8 protein-coding genes are annotated in these 12,989 nt (G+C 52.8%); 6 read left to right on the top strand and 2 right to left on the bottom strand.

Features of this window, described 5'->3' with window-relative positions; all coding sequences use genetic code 11:
• Positions 1-10: 10 nt before the first annotated feature.
• Positions 11-4,462, bottom strand: coding sequence for an AAA family ATPase (locus MJ257_RS19980; RefSeq protein ID WP_270406819.1), 4,452 nt, complete (start codon positions 4,460-4,462; stop codon positions 11-13).
• 91 nt (positions 4,463-4,553) lie between these two features.
• Positions 4,554-4,892: a hypothetical protein gene (locus tag MJ257_RS19975; protein ID WP_240270909.1), complete on the bottom strand. Its 339-nt coding sequence runs from the start codon at positions 4,890-4,892 to the stop codon at positions 4,554-4,556.
• A gap of 473 nt (positions 4,893-5,365) precedes the next feature.
• On the opposite strand from MJ257_RS19975, the gene MJ257_RS19970 reads away from it, so the two are divergent.
• The 6 genes from MJ257_RS19970 to MJ257_RS19945 all read left to right on the top strand — a co-directional run bounded on the left by MJ257_RS19970 (position 5,366) and on the right by MJ257_RS19945 (position 12,950).
• Entirely contained in the window at positions 5,366-9,400 is a 4,035-nt protein-coding gene (locus tag MJ257_RS19970) for an S-layer homology domain-containing protein (protein ID WP_308193233.1), read from the top strand.
• Positions 9,401-9,553: 153 nt separating this feature from the next.
• Positions 9,554-9,949 (top strand): VOC family protein, encoded by a 396-nt coding sequence (locus tag MJ257_RS19965; RefSeq protein WP_240270907.1) that lies wholly within the window; start codon positions 9,554-9,556, stop codon positions 9,947-9,949.
• A gap of 138 nt (positions 9,950-10,087) precedes the next feature.
• Positions 10,088-10,720 carry a TetR/AcrR family transcriptional regulator gene (locus MJ257_RS19960; RefSeq protein ID WP_240270906.1) on the top strand — a complete coding sequence of 211 codons (633 nt, stop codon included), beginning with the start codon at positions 10,088-10,090 and terminating at the stop codon, positions 10,718-10,720.
• Between the two features lie 77 nt (positions 10,721-10,797).
• On the top strand, positions 10,798-11,727 hold the full coding sequence (locus MJ257_RS19955; protein WP_240270905.1) for an ABC transporter ATP-binding protein: 930 nt from the start codon (positions 10,798-10,800) through the stop codon (positions 11,725-11,727).
• Complete coding sequence (locus MJ257_RS19950) at positions 11,724-12,434, top strand: ABC transporter permease (RefSeq protein WP_240270904.1); 711 nt, start codon at positions 11,724-11,726, stop codon at positions 12,432-12,434. The genes MJ257_RS19955 and MJ257_RS19950 overlap by 4 nt, the downstream gene beginning before the upstream one ends.
• A gap of 84 nt (positions 12,435-12,518) precedes the next feature.
• A complete protein-coding gene (locus tag MJ257_RS19945) occupies positions 12,519-12,950 on the top strand; it encodes an acetyltransferase (protein ID WP_275693910.1) in 432 nt (143 codons plus the stop codon).
• The last annotated feature ends 39 nt before the right edge of the window (positions 12,951-12,989 follow it).

Here is a 12,989-nt window from a genome sequence, read left to right as displayed (position 1 = left end):
ACGTACGGAGTTAATCCAGAAGTTTCAATTCCTTGGCTTGCGCGATGGCTTTTGTGCGACGGTTGACCTTTAATTTGGCAAAAATATTTTTTACATGGACTTTTACCGTACCGATGGCGATAATCAAATGGTCTGCGATCTCCTTGTTGGATAATCCTGCCGCCAGCAAACCAAGCACCTCAACCTCACGTTCCGTCAGCGGTTCTTCGATCCTGTCCGGTTGCGGAGCGGAGTCTTCCGCTGAATCCGGCTCCGCAGGGGAAGGTTCCGTCGATCCTTGCAAGACGCACATCAATATACCGTATGAAGCCATAGCCAAAAGAAACGCAGCCTGATCGTGCGAAAATACGCCGCTTGCCAGCCTGTTTTCAAGGTAAAGTACGCCCAACATCATGCCGTGAAGCATGACGGGGATGCAGAGCACCGATTGCGGCCGGTACTTCGCGATATACGGGTTATGAATTAGCCAGCTTTCCTCTCCCGCGGCATATAGGACCGCCTCTTGCGTACGAAAGACATAACGGATGATTCCTTCCGGAAGAAGGGAACTGTCATTCAGTTCCACGGGAAAAGGAGCAGTTGGAGCCTCCGCGTCAACGTACACCTGAAGGTAAAGATCATCATGATGGCCCGTCAGCAGAGCACCGTTGCTTGCCCCCGCATGTTTCATCATGGCATTCATGATTTCCGCAAGCATGGCGTCCGTGTCGGCCAGATTCGAGATCGTTTGCGTCGTTTGGAGAATCGCTGCTACATCAAGGTTGTCCATGGAAGCGAAATCGTGCCGTATGTCGGCAGCCTCCTCCGCTAGTACGGCATTAGGATCGTCTGTCGAAGCCGATGATGGATCAGCCGTTACGCGGGCCTCTTCATGCTGTTGCCAACGCAGGAGGCGCTCCTCCAATTGCGTTGACTTCAAGTAAACCTCCCATTTCGTATACCCCTTTAATCCCAACTCCAAATAATACAACGCCGACTTTCTCTGGCCGCGACTCCAGAAGTGGTTAGCCGCGAGTTCGCCCGCTAGGCTTGTTGTTCGGATATCGTCTCGTTCTCTTGCTTCTCGAATCGCCTTATCATACAAAGCCTCGGCCATGGAGAGTTGGCCGTCGGAACGTGCCAACTCCGCTTGAAGCAGGTCATGCCGTGGTTGGAAATTGACCGGACTCCACTCGGCCCAATTGCCGAAACGGGAAATGTTGCGAATCGCGTATTCTTTCATTTGCAACCAATGTTCCGATCGCGGAGATTCGGCTAAAAGGGCTAGCGTTTCATAAAACAGGCATTCCGGCAAATGAGGCAAATGCGTAGCATATGCCTCATGGGTATTGGCTTCCCGCGCCCAACGAATGGCTTCCTGATGATTCCCCAACAAATAATGAAGTTGGACTTTATAGGTGCAGTATTGAAACAAACTGGTCGCTGCAGTGTCATCTTGGCTAATACGACTCAAAAACTCTTCTTCACTAAATTCAGCGTCGCTAAAGGAGTCGGGTGCAATGGTCCGCCCCTGAAGGGCCTTAACCCATCCTTGGTAAAGGAAAAAGTTTTGCCTTACGAACTCATCCTTTGTAGTGGCCAAAACGGTCAGGTATTCCGCCATCGTTTTGGACAAATCACTTAAGGTGGCTCGCGTAAATAATGAATTTACGTGCGCTCCCATCGAATAGCTGGCAAATACGTAATCCCCCGAATCCAAGCCGAACCGGAGCGCCTTGACCAAATAATCGTCGCCTTCCCGGGCATCACCGGCAAATTGGCATAGTACGCCGCCGTAGATCAAATAAGTAAGGCTTTTGATCGGCGTAACCTTGTAGCGTTCCGCAAGCTCGATGGCGATCTTGGCTAGCTTCATGCCTTTATCGTATTTGCCGAGCGTGATGCCCTGCAGCATCCCGAAAGAGGAATAAATGGCTGCGGAGGCAGGCGTGTTGCCATGCTTTACGGAAAGCTCGATGGCTCTGCATACCAATAGAAAGAAAACCTTCTTATCGGAGAAAAAGGTAGCAGCAATAATCGCATAGATCAGATTCATTGCGGCGATCCGGTCGGGATCGTTCATTTCCTCCAACTGAACCAGCTTGTCGAACTTGTCGAACGGGTCCTGGAGAAGGATATCGATCCGACTCTCTTCCATTTCCAGCATGGAACCTTCCGGTTCAAGCGGTATGTAAATGTTATGCTCTCGTAAGCTTTCAAGGCCTAACGCGATACTCTCCAGATATTTTCCCTGGTTGACGCATTGCATGATTCGGATCATTTGCACGCGGCTGCGTTCAATCGAGTTTCGGGCATGGGCGGTCAAAACGCCGATGACCCGGTCGGACGCTTCGTGATTGCCGCTCAAATACTCGCATTCCGCCTTTTGGGCGTGCAATTCGAAGGCGAGCTCAAACTCACCGCTCCAGGCTTTCGCGTCAAGCAATTCTATGGCCCTATTAAAGTATCCGAGCGCCACGTCGTAAGCGGAAGAGGACTTCGCGCGATGGCCTGCATCGAGATTCAGTCTGATTAGCGAAATTAATTCTTGATCGCCTGTTATCTTTTGCGATCCCCGGTTTAAATGGTTCACGATATCAAACGGCAAGTCTCCGCCCAGGGCGTTCTGTTCCAGCAGGTATCTTCCAATACGTACGTGAATGTCCTGTTTTGAAAGATCATCGATCCGGTTATACGCCAGCTCCTGAATATGGTCGTGGGCGAACTGAAATTCGCCTGTGGCAGAAGAGAGGATCAGGCCCTCCGCCTCGAGGGAAGACCATTCGCCGGACATTTCGTCTTGCGAACGGTTCAAAACGCGGGCGATGAAATCAGGATCGAAGCTGCTTCCCACGCAGGCCGCTACATGAAGCAGCTCTTGCGATGCAGCAGGCAGGCGACTTAGCTTATGCTCGATCAAATCGTCGATGGCGTAGCTGGGAATCTGCTCGATGATCCGACCCAAATCCCACTTCCAGCGCCGGAGCTTATCGTTGTATCGCAGAATGTGATCGTCCTGAAGACGAAGCCAGATTTGTTTGAAATGAAACGGGTTGCCTCCGGATTGATGGTACAGGAGTTCTGTCAGGGGGAAGGTATCCTCTGCCGGACGATTTAGCGTCTCCATCACGATTCGATTTAGATGTGTAAGGCTGAGCGGGGAGAGATGGATTTGGCGGACGGTGGCAGCCTGATCGATGCCCCTTCCGCCGGGAGCGTAACCGGGCAGCTTGCTTTGGTCCATCTCTGTATCCCGGTAGGCGCACACAAACATCAAATATTGGCACTCCGGATCGCATAATAGCGTATGGATGAGCTGAAGTGATGAGAAATCCGCCCACTGCAAATCGTCGATGACAAGGACGAGCGGGTGCTCTTTCGAGGCCAGAACCTGAACAAATTTCCGAAAAACATAAAAAAAGCGCTTTTGCGTCTCGGGTGCCTGCAGCTTTTCCGAAGGCGATGTATCTCCCAGGATCAGTCCGGCCTCAGGAATGATTTCCGTCATGACATTCGCATTTATGCCTAAAGCGAACTTCAGCTTCTGTCTCCATCGCTCGATTTGATCTTTTCGTTGGCCAAGCAAATGCCGCATCAACCCGCGAAAAGCCTGGATGATGGCATGATAAGGGCTTTCTGTGGAGATTTGTTCGAATTTGCCGGTGATGTAGAAGAAATTCCGGGTAAGCTGCTGATTTCGAAAAACCTCTTCAATTAAGCTCGTCTTCCCAATCCCCGCTTCGCCTGAAACATAAACGATTTCCGTAGAACCTAGACAAGTGGAATAGAAAGCCTGCGAGAGCATGGAAGCCTCGTGTTCCCGACCGTAGAAACCTTGCTCTATGAATAACGTCTGATGAGAAAAACCGATTTTGTCCAGGTCGGCATTCAGATAACCGGTATTTTGGTAACGTTGATCGGGATTTTTCTCGAGAAGCTTCATCACAATGGATTCCAAACCGTAGGGCAGCACTCGACCTCGATCCGATAGAGACGCCGGACTTTGCGTTAAGTGCATATAAATCCATTCCAACGGATTGTCCGACTGAAAAGGAAGGGCCCCGGCCAGCATTTCATAGAAAATGACCCCTAACGAATAGAGGTCGCTTCGTTCATCTATAGGTCGCTGCATTCGTCCGGTATTTTCAGGAGAGCAATAGGGGAGGGACTCATTGGAAACACCGCTTCCACCCGGTCGCAAGTAACCACCGGTCGTCCGGGATACGGCATCCCCCGAGTCCAACAAATCAACTTGCAGCGTAGTGGGGTGGATTCCGATCCGTTCCGGCCGTAAATCGAGATGAAGGGTTTGCTGCTGATGAAGCTTGCCGACACAGGTGGTCAGCGACCTGGCTATTTTCACAAAAACTTTGGGTTCTATGTAGGTAAATCGATTCAAATATTCTCTAAGCGTCATACCGGAGACGACTTGTCCAGTCTGCATTCCGGCAGTGCCGCGCTCGTTATGATGATGGTTCCCCATGGCCTTAGCACCTCAAATCCAACAACGTTACCTCCTATATTAATGGAATCAAGGTTTTCTAACAATTTGAATTTTCAAATTTAGGCCTTGTTTATTCGCCGAAAATCACAAAAGGCAAGGTCCCGAGCAACATGAAAACGATGGGAACCGCGTTCAGCACGTAAGTCCAGCGGTATTGCCTTCTTTTGAACAAAATCCAGGCTAAGACGATCATCGCGATGGCGATGTAGGGATAGCTTTTTAAAGCGTAATAAAACACCGTGGCCGGCCAAAAAGGCTCGGAACCCGGGTCGTCGAACAGCATGGCGGAGAACATGGCTACAACATACAAAACGGGGAGGGATAGGATGTATAAACTATGGCTGATGATGTTGATCACGAGAGAAACCCGGTTTCCTCGGGCCTCATTTACAGTTTGACCGGCTAACATCGGCGTCTCCTTTCTTGAGGGAACCATTTGCATTTTTTTTTAATGAATATGGTCATTATCATAAAGCGCTGCAACCGAAAACGCCATACCCCTTTTGGGGTAGATCTCTCTCCCGATTCAACGCTCGAATGAAAAGATACTCCTTTGGAGGTATGGAGAAAGACACGGGGTTGTTTTAATTTTAATGAATATATTCGCGAAGATGTGAAGGTGTTGAAGGGAATGGGTGAGTTGAAAAATGGGGGATTTTTTGGTTGCATTCGTTAGCGTCATGCTATTAGGAATCGTAATCTTCGTAAAATTGTGGTGGGATGACGGAGCCAACATGCGCCTGAAGTTTTGGTTGTGGTATTTCGGCCTCTTTTTTGTGGGGGCTTTAGTCGTAGGGACTTGCTACACGTTGGCCACTTGAAATAGGAGGCCAAGGGGACGGCAAGGGGACTAACATTGAAACGAATGGAGATTAACGACGAATGAACGTGTTGAAAATACACAAGCAATGGATTGCGGTACTTCTTATCTTAACGATGGCTTTTGGTTTTCCGGTTGGCGAAGCATCCGCTGCAGAAATTGAGATCCTTGATCAAGAACAGTCCTTAATAAATGGGAACGTGTGGGTGAATCAGGAAAGCTCGCGTTTTCAGACTTTTGCGCCGTCGATTACTGGGAAACTCAGCGGTATAGAACTCAATCTGATGGACACGAACGGTTCACCCGGGGCTATCCTGGTAAATATTTATGAGGAAAGCAATCCGTCGGTACTGCTGGTTACCGGGAGCTCGAGTGCAGGTTATAAATCTGGCTGGGTGAGGGTTGATTTTCCCGCGGACGGCCCGGAGTTGAAGCGGAACACGATGTACAGAATGGTTGTTTCCACCGAGCAAGGCGGGGCATCAGGTTTTGGGTGGTATACTAGCCCTAGTGACGACTATCCGAGGGGATATACGTTCGCATATGGTATAGACCTTACGTTCAGGACTTACATGATTCCGGATTACTCGGTTTCTGTGGAGGAGAGTGAATTATCTGTTGATACATCCAGCTTGGTGGCAGATGGGACGAGCCAGGCAACGGTGACGGTGCGGCTTAAGGACCGGCAAGGCAGCTATATTACGACCGGGGGAGCGGCGGTGGCCATCTCCTCGACGTTAGGTTCGGTTGGCAGCGTAATGGATCATAACAACGGTACCTATACGGCTACGCTGACGGCCTCTACCACGGCAGGCACCTCGACGATCAGCGCAACCGTCGGAGGTAATGCCTTGGCGGCGAAGGCCACGGTTCAGTTCTTACCCGGACCGCCGTCTGCGGTCACCGCCTCAACGGGAACGCACACGCCGATTGTCGGGGCGAGCAATGCGGTTAATTTGAGCGTGTCGGATGCATTTGGCAATCGAGATACGGCGTTTAACGGAACGCATGAGGTTACGATCTCAGGTTACCTGCCGGCCCCGGATGGCTCCTATGGGAGTTTCAACGGTGCGCCCCTGATGTCGGATTCAACGGTCGTTGGCGTGAACTTCACAAACGGCGTTGCTACGGCGGGATTAATACTGCACTTTGCTCAAGCGCAGGTCATCTCCATTAACGTAGCAGGCGTAAGCACGCCGTCGGCCAATCCGCTCAACTTCACGCCAATCGCAGGTAATGCGTCGGCAATGAAGCTGACTACGGACATTGCGGCACCGTCCAGCAATGGCGGGGTATTCACGCAGCAGCCGGTCGTAACACTGCTCGATGCCTATGGGAATGTGAGCGTCAACGACAGTTCAACCGTTGTCACCGCGTTGAAGAAGGACGCCGGCGATTGGACGCTGAAGGGAACGACTTCGGTTACGGCAAGCGCGGGCGTTGCCCCCTTCAGCGATCTTGGCGCAACCAATGCGGCGAGCATAACCGGTGCTCAACTGGTCTTTCATGCCGGAGTACTAGCGCAAATTACGAGCCTGCCCGTAACGCTCCCGGTAGCTCCTGCACGTACAGTTAGCGCTTCGGCGGCAACGCTGAATCCAGTCGCCGGTGCGGACGATGAGATTACGTTGACCGTAAAGGATGGAACGGGCGACACGGATACTGCATTTACTGGGCCGCATGACGTAACGCTCTCGGGCTACTTGCAGGCGCCGGACGGCTCCTACGGCAGCCTTGATGGGGTAGCTTTGACCGCTTCGCCTAACGTCGTCACCGTGAACTTTACCGGCGGCGTGGCCACGATGGACTTGAGTCTGAACAAAGCGGCGGCGCAGACCCTCAGCTTGAGCGTAGCGGGCGTGAACATGCCGGCGGCGGATCCTTTGACGATCACGCCAATCGCAGGCAGCGCGACGGAAATGAGGTTGACCACGGACATTGCCGCTCCGTCTAGCAATGGGGGAACCTTCGCGCAGCAGCCTGTCGTAACGCTGCTTGACGACTATGGGAATGTGAGCGTCAACGATAGTGCTACCGTCGTCGCCGTGTCGAAGCAAGATACGGGGGCGTGGACGCTTACGGGAACAACCACAGCCACGGCAAACGCAGGCGTTGTTACCTTTAGCGACCTGGGCGCAACCAACGCGGCAGGTGTGAATGGCGCCCGATTGGCTTTTGACGCAGCAGGTTTGGCGGGGGTCGCGAGCGCGCCCGTGATGCTGCCTTGGCCATCGCTTGCCGGACCGGTCATCGATTCGGTGACGGCGGGGGACGGCCATGTTCTGATCCAGTGGGCCCCCGTCTACGGTACGGTAACTTACGCTGTGTATCAGCGATCATCTTCCGGCGATTATGACGATCCGGTAGCAACCGTCAGCGGATCGGTATACAGCTATGACGCAACAGGCTTGACCAACGGGACGACTTACTATTTTAGGGTTAAAGCGACGAATCCCGGCGGCGACAGCGCCGCATCCAATGAAGTCAGCGCCGTGCCCAAGAACGTTCCGGCGGCACCAACCCAGGTGACGGCCGTAGCCGGAAACCATTCGGCTATCGTCTCCTTTACGCCTCCTACGGACAATGGAGGGAGTGCGATTACCTCGTACGAGGTAACGGCTTCTCCGGGCAATATCGTCGTATCGGGGACGGCGGGTCCGATTACGATTCCGGGCTTGCCGGACGGCGTTTACACCTTTACGGTAAGGGCGATCAACGACGCAGGCCGCAGTCCGGCTTCCCAAGCCTCCGCCCCGCTCGTCCTTACCACGACATCCAGCGGCGGTGGAAAGGAGCCAGCTCCTGCTCCAGTCCCTGCCCCTGTTCCAACCGCTCAAGTCCCCGTCCCGGAAGCCGCAAATGTGCTGATTAACGGCAAATTGGAGCAGGTCGGCACGGTGAAGACGGCTATCGTAAATAATCAAACGGTGACTACCGTGGTTATCGATGGGGAAAAGCTGGGGGCCCGACTCGCCGCGATGCAGCGCCCGGTCGTTTCGATCCGGGTGAATGCCGAATCGGATGTCGTAGTGGGAGAAATAGGCGGACGCATCTTGCAGCGCATGGCGCTAAAGCAGGCGGTCATTGAGATTACTTCGAAGCGTGCCGCGTACACATTGCCCGTATCGCAGCTCAATTTCGACAACCTCAAAGATCAGTTGGGCGCCGATGACGCTTCGACGGATCTGAAGGTTCAAATCGAAATCGCCGTCCCGACATCCGATATCATGGAAGCTGTTAACCATGCGGCTGCGCAACAAAAATCCAGCCTTGTCGCACCGCCGTTGAATTTTACGGTGCGTGGCGTCTTGGAGGATAACAAGGTTGAAGTAACGGGATTTGGCGGTTATGTGGAACGCACAATCGCGATTCCAAACGGCGCGGACCCTCTTCAAATCACGACGGCTATCGTCGTCGAGCCGGATGGCACGGTACGGCATGTTCCCACGAAGGTTATGGTCATCGATGGGCAGCGATATGCCATAGCGAAAAGCTTAACCAACAGTACCTACGCCGTAGTTTGGCACCCGGTGGAGTTCCCGGATGTTTCGACGCATTGGGCCAAGGAGGCAGTGAACGACATGGGTTCCCGTATGATCGTCGGCGGAACTGCGGAAGGCATATTTGATCCCGACCGCGATATTACGCGTGCAGAGTTTGCGGCCATTCTGGTCAGCGCCTTGGGATTGGAGCTGGAGAACGGCCCGTCCCGGTTCACGGACGTAAAATCTACGGCATGGTACAGCGGGGCAGTAAATACAGCTTATGCCTATCATTTCATCGACGGGTTCGAGAACGGGACTTTCCATCCGTCGGACAAAATGACGCGGGAACAAGCGCTGACCGTCCTGGCCAAAGCGATGGCGCTCACCGGCTTGAAGTCCAAACTCCCCCAGCAAGAGACGGAAGAAGGACTTTCGTCCTTCACGGATATCGCGGATGCATCGCCATGGGCGATGGCGGGAATCGCGGACTGCCTGCGGGCAGGAATGGTTTCGGGGAGAGGCGCGAACCTGCTTGCCCCAAAAGCATTCATGAGTAGAGCGGAGGTCGCCGTGACCATGAAGAAACTACTGCAAAAATCCGAATTGATTTAATCATTAAAATCGCTACGCAAAATGGAACGGTAGCCTAGAGACGAGCTTTTCGTCCGAGGACTGCCGTTTTTTCCTTTACCGATGAATTCAGCTCCATTCCTTCGTCTACATTTACAGAAAGACCAAATTACGGAGGAAGGTTGTTGATTTAGAATGGGAGCCCAAATTTACGCTTATTTGATGTCGGAGGATGCAAGACGCCAGGCTAATTTTTACATCGAGTCTTTAGGCGGGGAAATTCAATTTCTTGCTACCTATGGGGAGGCGCCGGGAACACCTGAGGCGATGAAGGAGAAGGTCATGCATCTGGCTGTGAACGTAGCTGGGACGAACACCTTAATGTTCGCGGATTCATTTGAGCCCGTTTCGTACAATCGCAGCACTAGCATTTCCATCGTTTATGATGATTTGGCGGAAGCCACGGCGGCCTATGCCAACTTAAGTCAGGGCGGAGAGAGTAAGTATCCGTTCGCCCTTCAACCATGGGGAGCTCATTATGGAGAAGTAATCGATAAATTCGGCGTCACGTGGATGATTACCAAACAGTAAACTAAGGCTGTCGAGGTCCGTGCCTCGACGGCTTTTTACTTTACGGCGTTGCAAAGGTATCGCACAACTTGACTCCAACACATCCAGCGGTTATGATTTACTCAACGATCGTTTAGTGAAAAGAAGGAAGGTCTACCGATGCCAACCGAGCGAAAAACAACCCACCGAATGACCAGCCGGGATCTGCAGGCGGCCGAACGCCGGCAGCAAATCCTGGATACCGCCAAACGGCTGTTTGCGGAGAAGGGATATCATGCGACCTCCATGCGCGAATTAAATAAAGAGATCGGCATGGCGGAGGCGTTAACCTATCATTATTTTCCCGGGGGCAAGTTGGAGATCCTGAAATCGGTGCTGCAAACCGCGCAGGAGGACAGAATTTCCAAATTTGTGGAGTTTTTCAGAGAATTGTTTCAAGGCGGGGCGCAGTTAGAGGAGGTTTTACTTCCGTTAATCGAGGGGATCACCCAGCGGATCCAGGAAGATCAGCCTTATTTTCAGATCCTGATGCGCGAGCGCAATTTGCTTGGCCAAGAGCTTCAGGATGCCTTAAATGAACTGACAAAACAACCGTTCGAAGCCCTGGCCGATTATTTATCGAAGCTGTCTGACCGGGGAGGCGTACGAACCATGGATGTTGAGATGGCGGCTTCGCAGTTTTTGTCCCATATTGTGTTCCTCGTCGTCCGGGAAGGTATGAATGGCCGGATGCTTCGGCAGGAAGAGATGCGGCGGATCGCCGATTTTTACGCGCAAATGTGGGCGGAATAAATTTTTTTGCTTATTTGACTCAACGAACGTTCAATCAATATTTGGAGCTCATATCAAATAAGAGGAGGGTATCCGCAATGGAAGAAATCATCCGCACCGAGCATCTGACCCAACGTTATGGCAGCCGAACGGTCGTTGACGATGTATCGATTACGGTAAGGAAAGGGGAGATCTATGGGTTTCTGGGCCTGAACGGCGCGGGCAAAACAACGACGATCCGCTGTTTGCTCGGCATGATCAAGCCTAGCTCGGGAGAGGTAAGGCTCTTCGGCAAAAGGTTGGCCGAGGGAGGAGAAGCGCTTTGGAAACGCGTCGGTTATCTGGTGGAGACACCGGCGGCTTATCCCGGATTTACGGTCAGGGAGAACTTGATGCTGTTTGCGAGGCTGCGCGGAATCCGAGATCAGGGTGCCGTGGAGGCCGTCATGGAGAAGCTGCAAATGAGTGACTATGCGGATACGCAAGCCAGACATTTATCGCTCGGCAATGCGCAAAAGCTGGGATTGGCCAAAGCAATGCTGCATCGACCGGACATCCTGATTTTGGACGAACCCACCAACGCGCTCGATCCGGCCGGAATCGTTGAAGTCCGTGAATTGCTCCGTAATCTAGCTGAACGGCACGGAGTGACCGTCTTTATCTCCAGCCATATTTTAGAGGAGATTTCGAAGATCGCCACCCGAATCGGAATCATTCATCGAGGGGTACTTCTGCAGGAACTGTCAGCGGATGAATTTGAACAACTCCGGCAAAAGCGGCTCTATATCGGGGTCTACGATCAGACGGAGGCTGCACGAACTGTTTTGATCAATGGCGGTTATCATGTCCGGGCGACCGATAACGGGGGATTGGAGGTATCCGATGAACACGCCATCCGACAACCGGAGACCGTGGCGAAGCTGCTGACGGATGCGCGTCTCCCGCTTGCTTTATTGAAGGTAGAGGAAGAAGATTTGGAAGCTTATTTTCTGAAAACGATTGGAGCGAAGGGAGCAGTTCACGTATGAATTCGTTGCTTACAGCCATCCGGACCGAAAATATCAAGCTGTTCCGATCTTATGTGTTGTGGGGAACCTTGGTGTTCTTCTTATTCGTTACGACGATTCGCGTTGGCGAAGGGGACTGGGCCACGTATTTGGGGAATGTCGCGTTTATGTTCGCAAGCGTGTTTGGCATCGTCGGCTTTGGCGCGGTGGCGGGGTGGACGTTTGGCCGCGAATACACTGACCGGACGATGAAGGACTTGCTGGCCCTTCCCGTCTCGCGAGGCAAAATCGTTGCCGCCAAATCGGCGTCGGCGATTGCCGGGTGTCTGATGATCATTCTGATCACCTTTGCCTTTGCCCTCTTATTGGGCTTTATCGTGGGAGTGCCCGGTTTTTCGGTGGATCAAATGCTGCAGCACTTGCTCCAGTTGCTGATTATTTCCGGACTTCATCTATTGCTGTGCGGCCCGGTCGTTCTGATCGCCTGCGTATCGCGCGGTTATCTGGCCCCGATGGCGTTTGCCTTCTGTACGCTGATGGTCGCTTTGATTACGGGACCGACGCAGCTTGGCGCCTATCTGCCTTGGTCGATCCCGGCTCTTCAGCTGGCGCGAAGCGGCGGGGCGGCGTTTCCGCTGGAGCCGGCAAGCTACATCATCCTTATCGTTGTAGGCTTTGCGGGCTATCTCGGGACATGGGCATGGTGGCGTTGGGCGGATCAAAAATAGACGGTATAATAGGAGAAATAGTCAGGCCTTGGCAGGGGTGCTAAAGCGTCTGTAGATGACGGGAGGGGAATTTGGGTGCAGCACATGATCGTCCTGCATGACGAGCAGGATTATGACAAGCTAGTGGAGATCTGGGAGAAGGCGGTTAGGGAAACCCACGCTTTTTTGGCGGAGGAGGATGTTCAGTTTTACCGCCAACTCGTACGAGGCGGAGCGCTGAAAGAAGCGGAGATTTGGATGTATCTCGAGAATGATGAACCGGTCGGGTTTATTGGACTGAACGGGGCCAAGATCGAAACGCTTTTTGTTCATCCGGATCATCATGGGAAAGGCATAGGACGTCGACTCGTCGAACATGCGGAGGCACGGATCGGCCCTGCATTGCAAGTGGACGTCAACGAGCAAAATGACGGCGCACGCGCCTTCTATCGCCGATTGGGATTCGTGCAGACCGGACGGTCGGAGCTGGACGGTTCCGGACGGCCCTATCCGCTCCTTCATTTGGAGAAGAGGTAAAAAAAATCAGACCGGCCCTCATGCCTCGCAAGCTTGGCA

Source organism: Paenibacillus timonensis (genome assembly GCF_022427145.1).
Lineage (GTDB): Bacteria > Bacillota > Bacilli > Paenibacillales > Paenibacillaceae > Fontibacillus > Fontibacillus timonensis.
Note: the sequence above shows the minus strand (reverse complement) of the source record. Positions and strands in the feature narration are given on the sequence as shown.

Excerpts from the sequence above, each read along its gene's own strand:
- MJ257_RS19975 (WP_240270909.1), bottom strand. The coding sequence starts at position 4,892 with ATGTTAGCCGGTCAAACTGTAAATGAGGCCCGAGGAAACCGGGTTTCT.
- MJ257_RS19960 (WP_240270906.1), top strand. The coding sequence starts at position 10,088 with ATGCCAACCGAGCGAAAAACAACCCACCGAATGACCAGCCGGGATCTG.
- MJ257_RS19965 (WP_240270907.1), top strand. The coding sequence starts at position 9,554 with ATGGGAGCCCAAATTTACGCTTATTTGATGTCGGAGGATGCAAGACGC.
- MJ257_RS19950 (WP_240270904.1), top strand. The coding sequence starts at position 11,724 with ATGAATTCGTTGCTTACAGCCATCCGGACCGAAAATATCAAGCTGTTC.
- MJ257_RS19970 (WP_308193233.1), top strand. The coding sequence starts at position 5,366 with ATGAACGTGTTGAAAATACACAAGCAATGGATTGCGGTACTTCTTATC.
- MJ257_RS19945 (WP_275693910.1), top strand. The coding sequence starts at position 12,519 with ATGATCGTCCTGCATGACGAGCAGGATTATGACAAGCTAGTGGAGATC.
- MJ257_RS19980 (WP_270406819.1), bottom strand. The coding sequence starts at position 4,462 with ATGGGGAACCATCATCATAACGAGCGCGGCACTGCCGGAATGCAGACT.
- MJ257_RS19955 (WP_240270905.1), top strand. The coding sequence starts at position 10,798 with ATGGAAGAAATCATCCGCACCGAGCATCTGACCCAACGTTATGGCAGC.